This is a genomic window from Streptomyces sp. CB01201 (assembly GCF_002803085.1).
GTDB lineage: Bacteria > Actinomycetota > Actinomycetes > Streptomycetales > Streptomycetaceae > Streptomyces > Streptomyces hundungensis.
Genome location: NZ_NNBJ01000011.1, coordinates 248,933 through 266,456, shown reverse-complemented (window position 1 = coordinate 266,456; position 17,524 = coordinate 248,933). Strand labels below are relative to the sequence as shown.

The 17,524-nt window shown below is 71.7% G+C and carries 19 protein-coding genes and 1 pseudogene; 5 read left to right on the top strand and 15 right to left on the bottom strand.

Annotated features, from left to right (window positions below):
* Positions 1-2: 2 nt before the first annotated feature.
* Positions 3-182, bottom strand: a complete 180-nt coding sequence (locus CG740_RS23060; protein ID WP_100577132.1) for a hypothetical protein — start codon at positions 180-182, stop codon at positions 3-5.
* Between the two features lie 44 nt (positions 183-226).
* Positions 227-472: a GntR family transcriptional regulator gene (locus CG740_RS23055; protein WP_100577131.1), complete on the bottom strand. Its 246-nt coding sequence runs from the start codon at positions 470-472 to the stop codon at positions 227-229.
* A gap of 138 nt (positions 473-610) precedes the next feature.
* On the opposite strand from CG740_RS23055, the gene CG740_RS23050 reads away from it, so the two are divergent.
* Positions 611-823 (top strand): hypothetical protein, encoded by a 213-nt coding sequence (locus CG740_RS23050; RefSeq protein ID WP_159030380.1) that lies wholly within the window; start codon positions 611-613, stop codon positions 821-823.
* A 388-nt stretch (positions 824-1,211) separates the two neighbouring features.
* Here the strand turns inward: CG740_RS23050 and CG740_RS23045 are convergent, their stop codons facing one another.
* Positions 1,212-1,445 carry a helix-turn-helix transcriptional regulator gene (locus tag CG740_RS23045; RefSeq protein WP_199846544.1) on the bottom strand — a complete coding sequence of 78 codons (234 nt, stop codon included), beginning with the start codon at positions 1,443-1,445 and terminating at the stop codon, positions 1,212-1,214.
* Positions 1,446-1,915: 470 nt separating this feature from the next.
* Here CG740_RS23045 and CG740_RS23040 point away from each other — a divergent pair.
* Both CG740_RS23040 and CG740_RS23035 read left to right on the top strand, forming a co-directional pair.
* Positions 1,916-2,071, top strand: a pseudogene (locus tag CG740_RS23040) (3-hydroxyacyl-CoA dehydrogenase family protein); the annotation flags it as partial.
* Positions 2,072-2,260: 189 nt separating this feature from the next.
* Positions 2,261-2,518, top strand: a complete 258-nt coding sequence (locus CG740_RS23035; protein ID WP_100577129.1) for a hypothetical protein — start codon at positions 2,261-2,263, stop codon at positions 2,516-2,518.
* 12 nt (positions 2,519-2,530) lie between these two features.
* On the opposite strand, the gene CG740_RS23030 is transcribed toward CG740_RS23035, so the two are convergent.
* The 9 genes from CG740_RS23030 to infC all read right to left on the bottom strand — a co-directional run bounded on the left by CG740_RS23030 (position 2,531) and on the right by infC (position 12,316).
* Positions 2,531-3,067: an NUDIX domain-containing protein gene (locus CG740_RS23030; protein WP_100577128.1), complete on the bottom strand. Its 537-nt coding sequence runs from the start codon at positions 3,065-3,067 to the stop codon at positions 2,531-2,533.
* Positions 3,068-3,118: 51 nt separating this feature from the next.
* Complete coding sequence (locus tag CG740_RS23025) at positions 3,119-4,459, bottom strand: transcriptional regulator (protein ID WP_100577127.1); 1,341 nt, start codon at positions 4,457-4,459, stop codon at positions 3,119-3,121.
* Between the two features lie 387 nt (positions 4,460-4,846).
* Entirely contained in the window at positions 4,847-7,375 is a 2,529-nt protein-coding gene (gene pheT, locus CG740_RS23020; protein ID WP_100577126.1) for a phenylalanine--tRNA ligase subunit beta, read from the bottom strand.
* Complete coding sequence (pheS, locus tag CG740_RS23015) at positions 7,375-8,496, bottom strand: phenylalanine--tRNA ligase subunit alpha (protein WP_100577125.1); 1,122 nt, start codon at positions 8,494-8,496, stop codon at positions 7,375-7,377. The genes pheT and pheS overlap by 1 nt, the downstream gene beginning before the upstream one ends.
* A 147-nt stretch (positions 8,497-8,643) precedes the next feature.
* Positions 8,644-9,768 (bottom strand): sensor histidine kinase, encoded by a 1,125-nt coding sequence (locus tag CG740_RS23010; RefSeq protein ID WP_100577124.1) that lies wholly within the window; start codon positions 9,766-9,768, stop codon positions 8,644-8,646.
* A 54-nt stretch (positions 9,769-9,822) separates the two neighbouring features.
* Entirely contained in the window at positions 9,823-10,677 is an 855-nt protein-coding gene (locus CG740_RS23005; protein WP_100577123.1) for a TrmH family RNA methyltransferase, read from the bottom strand.
* Between the two features lie 159 nt (positions 10,678-10,836).
* Positions 10,837-11,220: a 50S ribosomal protein L20 gene (gene rplT, locus CG740_RS23000; RefSeq protein WP_003970214.1), complete on the bottom strand. Its 384-nt coding sequence runs from the start codon at positions 11,218-11,220 to the stop codon at positions 10,837-10,839.
* Positions 11,221-11,325: 105 nt separating this feature from the next.
* The gene (gene rpmI / locus CG740_RS22995; RefSeq protein WP_100577122.1) at positions 11,326-11,520 is read right to left on the bottom strand and encodes a 50S ribosomal protein L35; all 195 of its coding nucleotides are present in this window, start codon (positions 11,518-11,520) and stop codon (positions 11,326-11,328) included.
* 103 nt (positions 11,521-11,623) lie between these two features.
* Complete coding sequence (infC, locus tag CG740_RS22990; RefSeq protein WP_100577121.1) at positions 11,624-12,316, bottom strand: translation initiation factor IF-3; 693 nt, start codon at positions 12,314-12,316, stop codon at positions 11,624-11,626.
* Positions 12,317-12,662: 346 nt separating this feature from the next.
* Here infC and CG740_RS22985 point away from each other — a divergent pair, with 346 nt between their 5' ends.
* On the top strand, positions 12,663-13,022 hold the full coding sequence (locus CG740_RS22985) for a DUF1844 domain-containing protein (protein WP_100577120.1): 360 nt from the start codon (positions 12,663-12,665) through the stop codon (positions 13,020-13,022).
* Between the two features lie 63 nt (positions 13,023-13,085).
* Here CG740_RS22985 and CG740_RS22980 read toward each other — a convergent pair whose 3' ends face one another.
* Genes CG740_RS22980 through CG740_RS22970 form a run of 3 tightly spaced genes read right to left on the bottom strand, consistent with a single transcriptional unit; the run spans position 13,086 to position 16,160 of the window.
* Positions 13,086-13,814, bottom strand: coding sequence for an SseB family protein (locus CG740_RS22980; protein WP_100577119.1), 729 nt, complete (start codon positions 13,812-13,814; stop codon positions 13,086-13,088).
* Between the two features lie 49 nt (positions 13,815-13,863).
* Positions 13,864-15,090 carry a type VII secretion-associated serine protease mycosin gene (mycP, locus tag CG740_RS22975; protein ID WP_234376433.1) on the bottom strand — a complete coding sequence of 409 codons (1,227 nt, stop codon included), beginning with the start codon at positions 15,088-15,090 and terminating at the stop codon, positions 13,864-13,866.
* Positions 15,087-16,160 (bottom strand): hypothetical protein, encoded by a 1,074-nt coding sequence (locus CG740_RS22970; RefSeq protein ID WP_324901145.1) that lies wholly within the window; start codon positions 16,158-16,160, stop codon positions 15,087-15,089. Before CG740_RS22970 ends, mycP begins: the two co-directional genes overlap by 4 nt.
* A 160-nt stretch (positions 16,161-16,320) precedes the next feature.
* Here CG740_RS22970 and CG740_RS22965 point away from each other — a divergent pair, with 160 nt between their 5' ends.
* Entirely contained in the window at positions 16,321-17,523 is a 1,203-nt protein-coding gene (locus tag CG740_RS22965; protein WP_100577118.1) for an amino acid deaminase/aldolase, read from the top strand.
* Position 17,524 lies beyond the last annotated feature (1 nt).

Below are 17,524 nucleotides of genomic sequence, written 5' to 3'. Positions count from 1 at the left end.
TCCTAAGCGGCAGGACTGACATCGGCCTGCGTCGCCTCGCTACGCACCGCCGCCTCCCACTCGACGAGCAGCTGCAGGTACTCGTCGGACCCGAGCCCGCCGCCCTCGACGAGCCCACGAATCTCCGCATTGATCACCGCAGCAGGGCGCGCGGAGCCAGGAGTGGCAGGTGTAATGGGCATGGATCAAGCGTAGCCGCGGGCACTGACAATGGGGATGGAGCGGATCAGTCCTCTGCCGGCTGGTCGGCGACGAACGAGCCCAGCCCGACCTCGGTGCGCACCAGGCCCTCGGCCTTGAGATGCGCCAGAACCTTCTGCGCGGTCGATGCCGCCACGCCGAACTCGGTGGAGATTTCGACGACCGACGGGACCTTGCTCCCGGCCGGATAGGTGCCGTCGCCGATCCGCTCGACAACTACCGCCGCGATCTGCCGCCATACCGGCCTCGTCCGGTCAAGATCCACGCTCATGAGGTTGACGCTAGATACCTGTAGTACACCGCGCGACCGCAGTACAGTGCGGTACACCTCGGTACACTGAGGCTCAAATTGAACCCCGCGACCGTGTGACCGGCCCGGGGCATGGACGACGCCGTAGGGGGCACCGCCGTGACGGATTCTAGTGATGCCACACCCGCCCGCGAAGAGCTGCGCAGCTGCGCCTACTGCGACAAGACGGGCGCGGACTGCTGCGTGCGACAGCCGACAGCCGGCCCGCCCGTATTTGCGCACCAGGCGTGCGCGAGGGAAAAGGACGTCAAGCCCCTGTACCGGCTGACCAAGGAGCCCCCGGCCGTCGTGGTGACGTTCCCGTGGGCATGAGTGACGGCCCCGAGATGCCGGGGCACTGCTGGGACCGCCACCCGCACCGCGAGATCCACTGCCTCGAAGAGCCCGGTCACCGCGGGGACCACTTCAACTGGTTCACAGGCCTGCGATGGCCGAGTCGCGACAAGGCAGGCGCGCGGTAGAGCCTGACGGAGCGTCACCAAAACACACCCCGTGCGCGCCAGGCACACGCATATATGCAGCGCACACCGGTACCGATCACCTGCATACGGGGTACAGGGTGTGGGTGTGGGTGTATTTGAGTGGCGTCGGAGAGTGACGGAAGCAGCGCGTGTTTGCGCAAGTTCTGGCCGTCGCCTTCCACTGGCCCGAAACCAATGGTTCACTCACGTATCCAGGCCCGCGCCGACCTGACGCCCAGCTAACCCAGGAGGTCCCGCACATGGATTCCCAGAGCATCAGCGATGCGCAGCAGCCAGCTGAGCCGGGCATCGGTGGAGCCGGCCTCGATGCGCTGGATCGTCAGACGTTCGACGCCGGATAGGTCGCGCAGCCGCTCCTGCGTGAGGTCTGCGTCGATTCGGGCACCGCGGACGCGGTTACCGACCGCCCGGCGCCGCTGGAGGATCGAGTCGGGATCGGGTTCGCGTGGCACCCAGCAAACGCTGATTCGCCAACGATCTTGAGTCAGCCTCTGGGGGCATGCTTTTTATGATCATGAACGGGAGGATCGACAGGCGGCACTTCTGAGCGTGGATCCCGGGGTCACCCTGCGACGGGCTGGCATATGCCGCAGGGCTGGGGATAGTGTCCCTGATTCGAACGCCTGTTCACTCGATCGTGTGAACAACCGCCGGCGCGGACATCCGTTGAACTCGGCAGGCAACCCGACCTAAAGGTTGCCCTCAAAGCCGCCCGGTTGGATTAAAGCTATGGGAAGCGCGATCCGACCGGGCAACAGCCGCCCCGCACCGGAACCATCGGTGCGGGGCGGCACGACTTTTCTAGCGCCTCATGCGCCTCCCAGGGAGTCCCCAGAGAGTCAGGGAGTCGTCAGGGAGTAAGAAACCGAGAACCGTTGAGAATTGAAGAAAGACGTAGGAAGGCTTCTGGGCAGGTCAACGCGACCTCATCGGCCTGGACACCGTGGCCTCCGTCGCGGACTCGATGTACGACGAGTTCAAGGAGCCCCTGTACGCCGCTCCCCCGCTGCTCCAGCGGATGGTCGACGCCGGGCGCCTCGGCCGCAAGACCGGGTCCGGTTTCTACTCCTACGCCTGAGTAAAGCGGCGTACTTCTGTATACGCGGGTGTACGCCTGAAAGGCCTGAGCCGGGCTCGTACCGCGCACACCGGGTGTGCGGCACGAGCCCGCATATGCCCATCGCACACGCTCCCGCCCCCGGTGCACGGCGAGTTGACTCTGAGCCAACACATCAACGGCACGTCCTGACAGGACTAAGGAGCCACCGTGTCCAGCCACCCGGGACATTCGACCACCGTCGACGAACTGGCGGAGTTACGCCGCCGCCTGGACGTCGGCATGGCCCACATGGACGGACAGCTCGCGCTGCTCGCCCAGCGGGGCGAGCAGACGGAGCGTGAACTGACCGAGACGGTGGGACGGTTGGCGGCCCTCGAACACCTGAGGTGGCCGCTCCCCGCCCTCACCGCCCTGGCCGCCCTCGGCGCGCTCTCGCTCGCCGTATGGCAGGCCATCGGCCGCTGACCGCTTCCGCGGCTAGCCGTCGGCCAGGCGCAGATGGTGCAGGAGCAGGAGTCCGGCCGCCATGTTGGCGGCCGGGACCTCCCCCCGGGCGACCATGTCGGGCACCAGCTTCAGGGGAATCCACTCGCGGCGTGAGGACTCGAAGTCGTCCTCGGGGTGGCCGATGTACTCGGCCGACTCGGACCAGAACAGATGGTGCCGGGCGTCGATGAGCCCGTTGGCGGGCTCGACGGTGAGCAGGGGTTTGAGCGGTCCCGGCCGCCAGCCGGTCTCCTCCTCCATTTCCCGGGCGGCGGCGGCCTCGATGTCCTCGCCGTCCTCGACGACTCCGGCGGCCAGTTCCCAGCCCCAGCTGTCGGTGATGAAGCGGTGCCGCCACAGCAGCAGCACCTCGTTGGCCGCGTTGACGGCGGTCGCGACGGCGACCGGGCGCAGCCTGATCAGGAAGTGGTCCAGGTGTCGCCCGTCCGGAAGCGCTACGTCCGCGAGGTTGACCCGAAACCAGCGATTTTCATACACAGTTTGTTCGTTCAGGTTCGTCCACTGCACGTTTCTGCCACCTTCCGACAAGTAGATGGCAATATCGCAGCAGGCTGACGATTACAGGGGAACGCGAAGCGCCCCGTCGATCAGCTCGGCGGCCTCGGCGGCGCCCGCGCAACCGCTCTCGACCAGGTGCTCGCGCACCAGGCGGAGGCGGTCACGCAATCGCTGCGACTCCATCCCCCGGGCCCGCTCCGCCATCTCGACCGCGGTGGCCACGGCCCGGTCAGCGTCGCCCTGGCGCAGCTCGATCTGAGCGAGCATCGCGAGGCGGTGCACCCTGCCCCTGTCGTGGGAGGGCTCGTCGGCCGCGAGGGCGGCCTGTTCGCGCGCTGCCGTCAGATCGCCGAGGCTGAGCAGGGCCTCGGCCACTTGGACGTTGACCAGGCCCGGCTGCACATAGCCGGTCTCGGCCGGCTCCTGGCCCGGCCGGATCCGGCCGGCCGCCGACTCCGCGCTCCTGATCGAGGACAGCGCGCTGTGCCCGTCGCCGAGGTGCGCGTACGCCTTGGCCTGCATGGCGTGCAGATCGGACGCCAGCGCGGGGCTCAGGCTGCCGCCCGCCGCACGCAGGGCCGCCTCCGCGAAGGCGACCGACTGGCGGTAGTCCCGCATGAACAGGGCCTGGTTGACGAGCAGCGCGATGACATAGGCCCCAAGTCCCCTGTCCCCGCTGGCCTTTGCCAGCCGGAGTGCCTGGTGGAAGTAGCGCTGGGCCAGGCCCTGGGCGTTGGAGTCGTAGGCGCAGATCCCCGCGACCGCCACCAACCCGCCGGTGGCGCGGTGCAGTTGACGTCCCGTGGCGTCCGTGTAGCCGCCGCGCAGCAGGGGCGCCGTCTCGGCGTTGAGGAAACCGACGATCCGCGAGCGGGTCGCGATGCCGCCGGCCTTGCGGTACATCAGCTCGTAGTGTTCGCGCGCCGAGCGCAGCATCTCGATGTCGGACTCGCCCACCACGGTCTGGCCGTCGCGGGACACATCGGTGTCCTCCGGCGGGTTCTCCCACTCCCACACGGGCATGACGGCCGGGGTTCCGGTGACGGCCGGGGCGTCGAGGATGTGGGTGCGCTGCTGTTCGTCCGAGCGCCACAGGGCGGTGGCCCGCTCGACGAAGCCGGCGAGCGGCGAGCCGTGCTGGGGGGCCGGTTCGCCCGGCACCCCGAGGCCGATGTCGTCGAGGGTGACCCGGCGGCGCAGCCGTCCCGCGAGCACCTCGCAGATCAGGTCGGGCACCTGGCCGCGCGGGCGCTGGCCCTTCAACCACCGTGCCACCGCGGTGTGTTCGTATCTGAGTGCGAGACCTCTGGCTCGTCCCGCCTGGTTCACCCGGGCCGCAAGACCCGCGTGCGAGATCCCCGCCTCGTCCACCAGGGCGTCGAGCAGGGTATTGGGCTGCATGGGCCCCTCCAACGACTCGGTGTGGCCAGCGTAGACGAGCCCGGTTCACACGGGGTGCGAACCGAGTACCCGCATTTATGCGCCGCGCTCTCTGCCCATGGGCGGCCGCAGTCGGTTGACTCTGAACCGCCTCCCGTTGAGGCGGTCGGGCCGCCGGCTCCCCCTCGTACAGTGCGGCGGCCCGCTCCCGGCGCCGTCCGCCCTGTCCGCGCTGCCCGGCACTCCCGGCAGGGCGGCGGCGCCCCACCCCCAGCCGCGAACACCCCGCGCCTCACCGGCCGTCTGCCGCGCGGGCACCCCGACCCGGTCGTTGCGCGCAGCACCGCGACGCACGAGAGGGGCGTACCGGCAGTGCCGGTACGCCCCTCTGGTGTGCTCCGCGCGGGGCTAGGCGCCGCGCAGCACCGCGCCCGTGGACTCGGCCGCCTGGGCCACCGCCGCGTCGCGCGCGGCCGAGGCCTCCTCGACCGTCAGGGTGCGGTCGGCGGCCCGGAAGCGCAGCGCGTAGGCAAGGGACTTCTTGCCGGCGCCGGTCTGCTCGCCGCTGTAGACGTCGAACAGGCGGATGGACTCCAGGAGTTCACCGGCGCCGACGCGCAGCGCGTTCTCCACCGCGGCGGCCGGCACCCCGGCGTCGACGACGAGCGCCACGTCCTGGGTGGCCACCGGGAAGGTGGAGATCGACGGCGCCTGCACGGGGCCCTCGGCGGCCCGCTCCAGGACGTCGAGGTTCAGCTCCATCGCGCAGCTGCGGGCGGGCAGACCGAACGCCTTGACGACGCGCGGGTGCAGCTCACCGGCGTACCCGACGAGGGTCTTGACGCCCTCGGGGAACACATACAGCTCGGCGCAGCGGCCCGGGTGCCAGGGGCCGTACTGGCCCTGGTCCACGGCCAGTTCGAGCCCCGCCTCGCGGGCGACGGCACGCGCCGCCTCGACGGCGTCGGCCCAGTCGGCCGGGCGGCCCTTGCCCCACCAGCCGGCCTGCTCGCGCGCACCGGCGAGCACGGCGCCCACGTGCCGAGGCTGCACGGGCAGCACGGCGTCCAGGGCGGCGATCTCCTCGTCGGTGGGGCGGCGGTCGACGGGCAGCCGGGCGGCGACGCCCGGGGTCGAGGACGGGTGGAAGACCAGGCCCGTCTCGAACAGCGCCAGGTCGTGGCTGCCGCGGCCGACGTTGCGGCGCAGCGTGGCGAGCAGGCCCGGAAGGAGCGTGGTGCGCAGCGCCGGCTCCTCGTCGCTGAGCGGGTTGACCAGCTTCACGACATCGCGGTTCGCGTCTCCGGCGTCCAGACCGAGCTGGTCGAAGACCGACTCGGCGACGAACGGGTAGCTCGGCGCCTCGGTGAACCCGGCCCCGGCCAGCGCGCGGCCGACCCGGCGGTGCAGTCGCTGACGCTCCGTCAGGCCCCGTCCGGCGGGCGGCTTCGGCAGCGTGGAGGGCAGGTTGGCGTAGCCCTCCAGGCGGATGACCTCTTCGGCCAGGTCGTTCGGCTCGGTGAGGTCGGGCCGCCAGGACGGCACGGTGACGACGAGCTCGTCCTGCCCGTACGCGTCGCAGCCGACCTGCTGGAGGCGGCGTACCACGGTCTCGCGGCCGTACTCGATGCCGGCGACGCGGTCCGGGTGGTCGGCGCGCATCGAGATGCTGCGCGGCGCGGACGGCGAGACGATCTCGGTGACGCCTGCCTCGGCCGTGCCGCCGGCGAGCAGCACGAGCAGGTCGACGGTCCGCTGGGCGGCCGCGGCCGCGGCCTGCGGGTCGACGCCGCGCTCGAAGCGCTTGGACGCCTCGGACGTCAGCTTGTGGCGGCGCGCGGTGCGGGCGATGGCGACCGCGTCGAAGTGCGCGGCCTCGATGACGACCTCGGTGGTGCCCTTGACCTCGCCGGTCTCGGGATCCGTGACGGAGTCCGCGATCTCGGTGTTGGCCCCGCCCATCACACCGGCCAGGCCGATGGGGCCCCGGTTGTCGGTGATGACGAGGTCGGCGGCGTCCAGCTTGCGCTTGGTGCCGTCGAGGGTGGTGAGCAGCTCGCCGGCCTCGGCGCGGCGTACGCCGATGGGACCGTCGACCAGGCTCCGGTCGTAGGCGTGCAGCGGCTGGCCGAGCTCGATCATCACGTAGTTGGTGATGTCGACGGCGAGCGAGATCGGACGCATACCGGCCTTCTGCAGCCGGCGCTGGAGCCAGATCGGGGAGCGGGCCTCGGAGTCGAGACCGGTCACGGTGCGCGCGGTGAAGCGGTCGCAGCCGATCGGGTCGGCGACCTTGACCTGGTAGCCGTAGGAGTTGGGCGCGGGCACGTCGAGCAGCGCCGGGTCGCGCAGCGGCAGACCGTAGGCGATGGCGGTCTCGCGGGCCACGCCACGCATCGACAGGCAGTCGCCGCGGTTGGCGGTCACCGCGATGTCCAGGACCTCGTCGACGAGTTCGAGCAGCGCGATCGCGTCGGTGCCGACCTCGTGCTCCGGGGGCAGCACGATGATGCCGCCGGTGGTGTCCGGGCCCATGCCGAGCTCGTCGCTTGAGCAGATCATGCCGTGCGAGGTCTTGCCGTACGTCTTGCGCGCGGCGATCGCGAAGTCGCCGGGCAGCACCGCGCCGGGCAGCACCACGACGACCTTGTCGCCGACCGCGAAGTTGCGGGCGCCGCAGACGATCTCCTGCGGCTCGCCCGTGCCGTTGGCCCGGCCGACGTCGACGGTGCAGAAGCGGATGGGCTTCTTGAAACCCTCCAGCTCCTCGATGGTGAGGACCTTGCCGACGACGAGCGGGCCCTTGAGCCCGGCGCCGAGCTGCTCGACGGTCTCGACCTCAAGGCCGGCGTCGACGAGCCTGGCCTGCACGTCGCGGCCGGTCTCGGTGGCGGGGAGGTCGACGTACTCCCGCAGCCAGGAAAGCGGGACCCGCATCAGATCTCCATCCCGAACGGCCGGGTGAACCGGATGTCACCCTCGACCATGTCTCGCATGTCTTCTACGTTGTGGCGGAACATCAGCATCCGTTCGATGCCGAAGCCGAAGGCGAATCCGCTGTACTTCTCGGCGTCCACGCCGCAGGCGGTGAGCACCTTCGGGTTGACCATGCCGCAGCCGCCGAGCTCGATCCAGCCCTCGCTGGAACAGGTGCGGCAGGGACGGTCCGGGTTGCCGACGGACTCGCCGCGGCAGACGTAGCAGACCATGTCCATCTCGGCGGACGGCTCGGTGAACGGGAAGAAGTTCGGCCGCAGGCGGGTCTCGATGCCCTCGCCGAAGAGCGCCTTGACCATGTGATCGAGGGTGCCCTTCAGATCGGCCATGGTGAGGCCCTCGTCCACGGCGAGCAGCTCGACCTGGCGGAACACCGGGCTGTGCGTGGCGTCCAGCTCGTCGGTACGGTACACCCGGCCGGGGCAGATCACGTACACCGGAGGCTCGCGGTCGAGCATCGAGCGGATCTGCACGGGCGAGGTGTGGGTGCGCAGGACGACGCCGGAGTTGGCGGCGCCCTCGGGACCCTGCACGAAGAAGGTGTCGTGCTCGGTGCGGGCCGGGTGGTCCGGGCCGATGTTGAGCGCGTCGAAGGTGAACCACTCCGCCTCGACCTCGGGCCCCTCGGCCACCTCGTAGCCCATGGCCACGAAGACGTCCTCGATGCGCTCCGAGAGCGTGGTCAGCGGGTGGCGGGCGCCGGCCGGTACGCGGTCGTGGGGCAGGGTGACGTCCACCGCCTCCTCGACCAGGACCCGGGCGTCCCGCTCGTCCTCCAGCTCGGCCTGGCGCGCGGCCAGTGCCTTGTTCACGGCACCGCGGGCCATGCCCACGAGCTTGCCCGCCGCGGCCTTGGCCTGCGGCGGCAGCGCGCCGATCTCGCGGTTGGCGAGCGAGAGGGGCGAGGTGCCACCGGTGTGCGCGGTCTTCGCCTGGGCGAGCGCGTCGAGGTCCCCGGCGGCGGCGAAGGCGGCGAGCGCCTCGTCCCGCATCCGCTCGATCTCTTCCGGTTTCAGCGCCTCGACCTCAACAGGGTCGTACGACTTATTGGGTGCCGACATCTCTTCCCGTGCTTCCGATTGTCTTGGCTGGGGGTCCCCGCGACCGCGAAGCGATACCGCGATAGCGCGCGGACACAAACGCGCCAAAGGTCGAGTCTAACGGGGTGGGGGAACGCGGTTGCGCCCGTGGGCGGCTCGGAGGGCGATCTACTGGAGATACGCCGGAGCGCCGACGGGCAGGATAAATCGGAACTGGGCGCCGCCGCCGGGGCCGCGGCCCACCGAGATCGTGCCGCCGTGCGCCTCGACGATGCCCTTGACGATGTACAGGCCGAGGCCGGTCCCGCCGCGCTTGCTCCCCCGCCAGAAGCGGGTGAAGACACGGCCCATCGACTCCTCGGGGATGCCGGGGCCTTCGTCGCTCACGGTGACCGCCGTTCCCTTCTCGTCGTGCTCGTCGATACGGACGGGCGCTGGTGCCACCTCAATGGTGACGGTTCCCTCGCCGTGGCGCACCGCGTTTTCCAGCAGGTTGCCGAGCACCTGGTCGATCTTGTCCGGATCCGCCCACAGATCGGGCAGCGGGCGCTCGATGCGGACCAGGAAGCGGTCCGGGGCCCGGCCGGAGGCGACGTGGGCCTGGAGGTGGCGGCCGACGGCGGCCGGGATGTCGACCGGCTGGCGGCGCACTTCGAGGCGGCCGGAGTCGATGCGCGAGATGTCGAGGAGTTCGGCGATGAGCCGGGTGACCCGGTTGGCGTCGGCGTCGACGGTCTCCAGCATCAGACGCTTCTGGTCGTCCGTGAACCGCTCCCACTTGGCGAGCAGCGTCGCGGTGAAGCCCTTGACGGAGGTCAGCGGGGAGCGCAGCTCGTGGGCGACGGTGGCGATCAGCTCGGCGTGCGAGCGCTCGGTGCGCCGCCGGGCCTCGGTGGAGCGCAGGCTGACCACGACCCGGCGGACCGGGCCGGTGGGGCGCTCGCGGACGTAACGGGCGGAGACCAGCACCTCGCGGCCGCCGGGCAGCAGCAGATTGCGCTCGGGCTGACCGGCCCGGATGGCGAGGCCGCCGTAGGGGTCGGTGAGCTGCCACCAGCGGCGGCCCTTGAGGTCCTCCAGGGGCAGCGCCCGCTCCAGCGGGCGGCCGAGGGCCTCGTCCTTGGGGACCGCGGTGATCCTGACCGCGGCGGCGTTGAAGCAGATCACCCGGCCCTTGTCGTCGGCGACCACGATGCCGTCGGGCAGGTCGTCGGGGTCGAAGCCGAGGACATCAGGACCGCCGGACGGATACAGCGCGGTGCTGTTGCCGATGCCGCTCATGCCGACAGCCATCCCCGTATCCCACCTCTCCGAAGCGCTGAGTGGGCCCCCGAGCCCGCCACACTACTAGTACGAGGTGACGGAGCGGCACCCTCCGGCAGCACGCTGCGCACGGGCGGAGGCATAGAGGCACACGGCGGCGGCGGTCGCGAGGTTGAGGCTCTCGGCCTTTCCGTGGATCGGCACGCGCACCACGGCGTCCGCGAGCGCACGGGTCTCCTCGGGCAGGCCCCAGGCCTCGTTGCCGAAGATCCAGGCGGTCGGGCCGCCCATCGTCCCGGCGTCCAGCTCGGCGTCGAGGTCGTCCGTGCCGGCCCCGTCGGCCGCCAGGATGCGTACGCCCGCGTCCCGCAGTCCCTGGACGGCCTGCTCGACGGGGACGCCGACCGCGACCGGCAGATGGAAGAGCGAACCGACCGACGCCCGCACGGACTTGGGGTTGTACAGGTCGACGGAGGCGTCGGTGAGGACGACCGCGTCGGCGCCCGCGGCGTCCGCGCAGCGCAGCACCGTGCCGGCGTTTCCGGGGTCGCGGACGTGCGCGAGCACGGCGACCAGCTTGGGCTCGGCCCTGAGGATCTCCTCGAACGGCGAGTCCAGGAAGCGGCAGACGCCGACCAGGCCCTGCGGGGTGACGGTCTGGGAGACCTCGGCGAGCACCTCGTCGTCGGCGTAGTGGACACGGGCGCCCGCGTCCAGGGCCGCCGTCACGATGTCGGCGTAGCGCTCCGCGGCCTCCACGGTGGTGAACAGCTCGACCAGGGTGGGTTCACCGTCGCTGCGGTGCTCCACGGCCTCGCGGACGGCCTGCGGCCCCTCGGCGATGAACCGGCGTTCCTTGCCCCGGAAGTTGCGCCGGGCGAGCCGGCGGGCGGCGGCGACGCGCGGGGAACGCGGGGAGATCAGCTCGGGGGAGGGCATGTGCTCGCGGTCTCTCTGGAAGGGAGTGGGGGCCTGGGGGCTCGGCCCCCGGAGAGGGGGGTCCGGGGGGCCGAGCCCCCGGAGCGACCCCCGCAACGCACCGGGACCCGCAGGCCAGCGGCCTGCGGGTCCGGTCCTGCTCGACAAGCCGTCGGGCGCTTACGCGGCCTTCGGGGCGTTGACGTCGCTCGGGAGGGCCTTCTGGGCCACCTCGACGAGCGCGGCGAACGCGTTGGCGTCGTTGACCGCGAGCTCGGCCAGGATCTTGCGGTCCACCTCGATGTTGGCGGCCTTCAGACCCTGGATGAGGCGGTTGTACGTCATGCCGTTCTGGCGGGCAGCAGCGTTGATGCGCTGGATCCACAGCTGACGGAAGTCGCCCTTGCGCTTCTTGCGGTCGTTGTAGTTGTAGACCAGCGAGTGGGTGACCTGCTCCTTGGCCTTGCGGTACAGGCGCGAACGCTGACCGCGGTAGCCGGAGGCCGCTTCGAGGATCGCCCGGCGCTTCTTGTGGGCGTTGACTGCCCGCTTGACGCGTGCCACTTGTTTAACTCCTTGTAGCGGGGCCGTGGTTGGACTCACACGGCCCGAAATCGAATGGGTCCCGGTCTCGACGTTCCGCCTCCGCAGCGCGGAGGCGGAGGAACGTCACTTGCCGAGAAGCTTCTTGATCTTCTTGGCGTCGGCCGGAGCCACGACGACCGTGCCCGTCAGCGAGCGGGTCTTCTTGGACGACTTGTGCTCAAGCAGGTGGCGCTTGCCGGCACGCTCACGGAGCACCTTGCCAGAGCCGGTGATCTTGAAGCGCTTGCTGGTACCGCTGTGCGACTTGTTCTTCGGCATAGCGCCGTTATCTCCTCGTCAGTGGCGCTCCCAGCCGGTCCGGGGACCGGCGCTCGGGAGCGTCATATGTATCGGTTGACATCCGGAACAGGCTGTCCCGGAATCAGGCCTCGGCAGGTTCCTCGGCCGGCGCGGCCTCGGCGACGGGCGCCTCGGCAACGGCCTCGTCCTCGACGGAGTCGTCCGCCTGGGCCGACTGGCCCTGGCGCTCCGCCTTGCGGGCCGCCTGGGCCTCGCGGGCTTCGGCCATCGCCTCGGTCTTCTTCTTGTGCGGACCGAGAACCATGATCATGTTTCGGCCGTCCTGCTTCGGGCTGGACTCGACGAAGCCGAGCTCCTCCACGTCCGAAGCGAGGCGCTGGAGCAGTCGGTAGCCGAGCTCCGGCCGGGACTGCTCGCGACCACGGAACATGATCGTGATCTTGACCTTGTCGCCCTGCTTGAGGAACCGGACGACGTGACCCTTTTTGGTGTCGTAGTCGTGCGGGTCGATCTTCGGCCGGAGCTTCATCTCCTTGATGACCGTGTGCGCCTGGTTCTTGCGCGCCTCACGGGCCTTCATGGCCGACTCGTACTTGAACTTCCCGTAGTCCATGAGCTTGCACACGGGCGGACGGGCGGTCGCCGCGACCTCGACCAGGTCGAGGTCATACTCCTGGGCGAGCTCCAGGGCCTTGGCAAGCGGAACAATTCCGACCTGCTCGCCGCTGGGGCCGACAAGTCGCACCTCGGGAACGCGAATCCGGTCGTTGATGCGGGGCTCGGCGCTGATGGATCCTCCTCGGTAGCACCACACGACTGTCTGGCAGACAGCCGCGTACGTCTGGTGACGTGACCAACCGACGCGAGGCACAAAAAATGCCCCGGACGGACACAGGCGGGGCTCCAAGAAAACCGGAACACCACCACGGTCTACCGCGGGGCGCACATCGGGCGGCTCCATCGTCCGTACGGAACGATGGTGGCCACCTGACCGGATGACCCGCCTCCCCTGAGGGCGGTCGGGTGGGAGATCGGAGCCTCCACTTGTGGGCCGGGCACACGTGCCTGGCCGGTCGTTACACAAGGTTAGCAGCAACCGGACGGACGGGCTAATCGAGTGCGCGGGAGGAGGGCGTCCGGGCACCGCATATCGTGGGGGCATGAGTGAGACGCCCCCCAATCAGCCCGCAGACTTCGACACCATGGCCCGCGACATCGCGGAGGTCCCGGCGGTCGAGGTGATCGTGACGGTCGCCGTGAACCTGATGAGCGCCGCCGCCGTGAAGCTCGGTCTGACCGAGGAGGGCGACCAGTACAAGGACCTCGACGAGGCCCGCAAGCTGGTGCACGCCCTGGCCGGCCTGCTGGACGCGGGGGCCACCGAGATCTCGTCCTTCCACGCCGCCCCCCTGCGCGACGGTCTCAAGTCGCTCCAGCTCGCGTTCCGCGAGGCCTCGGTCGTGCCGGACGAGCCGGGCAAGGGTCCGGGCGAGAAGTACACGGGCGCCGTCTTCGGCTGAGCCCCCGTTCCCACTCCTCGCCCTTACGCGCCTGAACGACCCCGAGCGAGCCGCTCCTTCCCCTCAGCGGGTGAAGAGCGGCTCGTTCGGCTGTGGGGCCCCGGGCGGCAGCAGCGCCAGGTCCAGGCCCCGGACGAGCCGGGCCCGCAGGGTCTGGTCCGCGGCGATCAGCTCGGCCACCTCGCGGCCCGCGTCCGCGGGCGCCGTACCGTCGGCGAGTACCAGGGCCAGCGTGCCGTCCGCGCTGCCGGGGCCGAGATGGGCGCGCAGCACCGCGGGCACCGCGGCCACCGCCGAGCGCACCGCGTCGAGCACCGCGGGATCCTGGAGCGGGTCGGTGCTGCTGCGGCCCTCCGCGAGGGCGAGCAGGGCCGCGCCCTTCAGCTCGTACGCGACCGGGCCCGCCAGATCGATGACGACGGTGTCCGCCTTCTCGTGCACGGCCGCCGCCAGGGCCTGGTGCAGCGGGACCGCGACCGGCCGGGCCGCCGGGTCCCACCGGGCCAGGGACGCGGTCGAGGTGAACGCGGGCAGTGCGGTGCGGTCGCCGGCCTTCAGGGTGGGGACGGCCATGTCGCTGGTCTTCTCGCGCTTGAGGCCGTTCTCGTCGATCTCGCTCTCGCCCAGCACCGCGACCACGGGGACGAGCAGCCGCGCGGTGCGCAGCGCCGCGAGCACCCGTGGCTCGGCCGACCTGTCCTGCGCCCAGGCGGCGAGCGCCTCGGTCAGTTCGGGGGCGGCGGTGCCGTCGTCGTCGGAGAAGCCGGAATCCGGAATGTTCTTGAGCGCCACGCAACGAGCCTAACCGGGCCCGCTCCCCGGCCCGGCCACGGCCTCCTGCTCAGAGCCACTCGCGCGGGGTCCTGACCCGGGTGGAGCGCCACAGGGCCACCCCGGTCCCGAGCAGCAGGACGCCGCCGCCCGCGGAGAGCGGGACCAGCCAGTCGGCCGGGTCCTTGGCGGCGGCGGGCTGGTCGGGGCCGCGGCCGAAGTACGTGCTGCCGGTCGCCGCGGACTGTGAGCGCAGGCCCGCGGGCTTGAGGCGGGCGGCGGCGGCCAGGGCGGCGGCCGGGTCGATCATTCCGTAGCCCCGGGCGTCGTCGCGGCCGCCGTCGGGGGCGTTGCGGGCGGTGTCCTCCAGGAGCTTCTTGATCTGCGCCGGGGTGAGGCCGTGGTTCACCGAGCGGACGAGGGCGACCGCGCCGGAGACGAACGCGGAGGCGGCGCTGGTGCCCCAGCCCTCGTAGTACTTGCGGTCCGGGTCCGCTATGACGACGTCCACGCCGGGGGCGCTGACGGTGGCGTACCAGCGGCGGGTGGAGAAGGAGGCGTGGGTGCCGTTCTTGTCGACGGCGGCGACCGCGATGACACCGGGGTAGGCGGCCGGATAGGAGATGTGGTCGCCCTGGTCGCCGCCGTTGCCCGCGGAGGCGACGACGACCGCGCCCTTGCCGAGCGCGTACTGGATCGCCGCGTCCTCGGCGGGCTCGGGATGGGCCGAGGCACTGTCGTCGCCGAGCGAGAGGTTGATGACGTCGGCGCCGTTGTCGGCGGCCCAGCGGATGCCCGCGGCGAGTGCCCCGCCCTTGGTCTCGCGGGCCTGTTTGCGGGCCGGGTCGGTGGATTCCAGGATGACCCGCACGGGCAGGATCCTGGCCTCGGGCGCGATGCCGAGCACTCCGGCGCGGTCACCGGCGCCATGGCCGTGGCCCGCGATGATGCCGGCCATGGCGGTGCCGTGCCGGGCCCAGTCGCGGCTGCCCTGCCCGGCGCCGAAGCCGATGAGGTCGTTGCCGGGCAGCACCTGTCCGGCGAGGTCGGGGTGGCTGCCGTCGACACCGGTGTCCAGGACCGCGACGGTGATGCCCTTGCCCTTGGTCGTCTGCCACGCCTGCTCGGTGTGCATGGCGCCCAGCTCCCACTGGCGGTCCCGGATGCCGTCGGCATGCGCCGGGGTGACGGAGACGAGCAGGGCCAGGAGCGCGGCCGCGGCGAGGGCGCCGGTGCGGCGCGGCCCGGTACGGGTCCTGCGGGGCGCGGCGGTTGCGGTCGGCAGGGGCTCGGTCACGAGGCGGGCTCCGGGCTTGCGGCGGCCTTCTTGCGCAGGCCGCGTTCGACGTTGTCGGCGATGCCCTTGGCGTCCTGGCCGAGGCCTGCCTCGGCCACCGGCCCGCTCGCGCCGTCGGCCGTGGCCTGCTCGGCGGACTGGGGGGCGTCGATACGCCGGCCGTCGGCGAAGCCGGAGACGGCGGTGACGACCACGGGGGCGTCGGTGAGCACCCGTACCGTCCAGCTCGCGCGCTGCTGGTCGCCGAACGCGGCGGCGTCGGTCGCCTTGACCGGGTAGGCGCGCGGCATCAGATCGGAGCGCTCGGCGAGCTTCTCGGTGGTGAACCGGTTCGCCAGGGCGGCCATCGCGGCGGGCTCGGCCTGGGTGAAGACGAGGCCGACGGTGATCACGCTGCTGGCGGTGGCGTCGGTGTAGGTGGCGCGCACCATACGGGCGCAGCCGACCGGTTCGAGGACCTTGAGCAGGAGGGGGTCGAGGGCGCCCGCGCAGCCGCTGTCCGGCGCGACCCCGACCCGGGTCCACTCGCGGTCGGCGCCGCCGGGTCCCGCGCCGGTGCCCCGGATGGTGGGCGGGAAGAGGGTGTCGACGGGGGTGCTGTGCCACAGGTCGCGGGCGGCGGTGAAGTTGCTGGGTCGGGCAGGTTCCGAGCCGCCGTCCAGCCAGGTGCCCGCGGCGGCCCCGCCGATGAGTCCGACGCCGAGCACCACGCAGATCGCGGCGGCGGCCACCCGGCCGGGCCGCCGGACCGGCACCGGCCTGAGCGGGCCCGTCTCGTCGGACAGCGGTTCCGGCGGGAGCAGTGGCTTCGGCGGGCCGACCGGCAGCGGAGGTATCTCCGGCGGCCGCGGGACGGCAGGCGCCGGGGGTATGGGCGAAGAGCGGGGCGGTAGGGGGGTGTTCGGCAGGACGGGTCCCGGATCGACGAGGTCGAGTGCGGAGCGCAGCCGGGCCGCCGCGTCCCCGGGCGCGGGCTGCCGCGGGATCGGCGCGGACTTCTCCGCGGGCTCCGACTCCGGTGCGTGCGGCGGCCGTTGAGGGGTGCCCGGGGGTCGTGCGTCGGTGGTCATCCGCCCCCCTCGTGCCCCTCTTGCCGTCCAGCTCAGCCCGTTGCCGCCAGGGCGTCACTCTACGGGTTGATCCTGTGCGGGTGCAGACCGGCCGGGCTCCCTCCACATCCGCACCCCCGCTCCCCTACCTTGTGGTAACCGGTTCTGGCAGGCTTCCGCCATGACACCCCGCGCCGCTGACCGTGCCCGGTACGACCGGGCGACCGCTCATCTCGACGCGCCCGTGGCGATCGTCGACCTGGAGGCGTTCGACGCCAACGCGGACGATCTCGTCCGCCGGGCGGCCGGAAAGCCGATCCGGGTCGCCAGCAAGTCGGTACGCTGCCGCGCCCTGCTGGAGCGGGTACTGGCCCGCCCCGGGTTCGCCGGGATCATGTCGTTCACGCTCGCCGAGTCGCTGTGGCTGGCCCGGGCCGGGTTCGAGGACGTGCTGCTCGCCTATCCCTCCGCGGACCGGACCGCCTTCGCCGAGCTGGCCTCGGACCCCAAACTGGCGGCGGCCGTCACCGTGATGGTGGACGACCCGGCGCAGCTCGACCTGGTGGACGCGGCGCGCGAGCGCCAGGACCTGGAGGTGCGGGTCTGCCTGGAACTGGACACCTCGCTCCAGCTGTTCGGCGGCCGGGTGCGCGTCGGCGCCCGCCGCTCGCCCCTGCGCACTCCCGCCCAACTCGCCGACCTGGCGCGCTCGGTGGCCCGCCGCCCGGGGTTCCGCCTGGTGGGCCTGATGGCGTACGAGGGCCATGTGGCCGGGGTCGGGGACGCGGTGGCGGGGCGTCCGGTGCGCTCGCGCGCGATCCGGCTGATGCAGTCGGCGGCCCGCAGGGAGCTGGCGGCGCGGCGGGCCGAGGTGGTGCGCGCGGTGCGGGCGGTCGCCCCGGACCTGGAGTTCGTCAACGGCGGCGGCACCGGCAGCGTGCAGCACACCGCGGCCGAGGCGGCGGTGACCGAGATCGCGGCGGGCTCGGGGCTCTATGTGCCGCGGCTCTTCGACAACTACACGTCGTTCAGCGGGCGTCCGGCGGCGCTGTTCGCCCAGCCCGTGGTGCGCCGGCCGGGGGTCGGCGTGGTGACCGTGCTCGGCGGCGGCTATCCGGCCTCCGGCGCGCCCGGCGCGGACCGGCTGCCGGTGCCGTATCTGCCGGAGGGGCTGCGCTACGACGGGCAGGAGGGCGCGGGCGAGGTGCAGACGCCGCTGCTCGGCTCGGCCGCGGACGATCTCCTGATCGGCGACAAGGTGTGGTTCCGGCACGCCAAGGCGGGCGAACTGTGCGAGCGCTTCGAGGAGTTGCGGCTCGTCGAGGGCGACCGGGTGACGGCGACCGTGCCGACGTACCGCGGCGAGGGCCGCACCTTTCTGTAGG

What these genes read in the sequence shown, in the direction of transcription:
- CG740_RS23060 (WP_100577132.1), bottom strand. Translation starts at nt 182, where the DNA reads ATGCCCATTACACCTGCCACTCCTGGCTCCGCGCGCCCTGCTGCGGTG.
- CG740_RS23055 (WP_100577131.1), bottom strand. Translation starts at nt 472, where the DNA reads ATGAGCGTGGATCTTGACCGGACGAGGCCGGTATGGCGGCAGATCGCG.
- CG740_RS23025 (WP_100577127.1), bottom strand. Translation starts at nt 4,459, where the DNA reads ATGCAGCCCAATACCCTGCTCGACGCCCTGGTGGACGAGGCGGGGATC.
- pheT (WP_100577126.1), bottom strand. Translation starts at nt 7,375, where the DNA reads ATGCGGGTCCCGCTTTCCTGGCTGCGGGAGTACGTCGACCTCCCCGCC.
- pheS (WP_100577125.1), bottom strand. Translation starts at nt 8,496, where the DNA reads ATGTCGGCACCCAATAAGTCGTACGACCCTGTTGAGGTCGAGGCGCTG.
- CG740_RS23010 (WP_100577124.1), bottom strand. Translation starts at nt 9,768, where the DNA reads ATGGCTGTCGGCATGAGCGGCATCGGCAACAGCACCGCGCTGTATCCG.
- CG740_RS23005 (WP_100577123.1), bottom strand. Translation starts at nt 10,677, where the DNA reads ATGCCCTCCCCCGAGCTGATCTCCCCGCGTTCCCCGCGCGTCGCCGCC.
- rpmI (WP_100577122.1), bottom strand. Translation starts at nt 11,520, where the DNA reads ATGCCGAAGAACAAGTCGCACAGCGGTACCAGCAAGCGCTTCAAGATC.
- CG740_RS22985 (WP_100577120.1), top strand. Translation starts at nt 12,663, where the DNA reads ATGAGTGAGACGCCCCCCAATCAGCCCGCAGACTTCGACACCATGGCC.
- CG740_RS22970 (WP_324901145.1), bottom strand. Translation starts at nt 16,160, where the DNA reads ATGACCACCGACGCACGACCCCCGGGCACCCCTCAACGGCCGCCGCAC.
- CG740_RS22965 (WP_100577118.1), top strand. Translation starts at nt 16,321, where the DNA reads ATGACACCCCGCGCCGCTGACCGTGCCCGGTACGACCGGGCGACCGCT.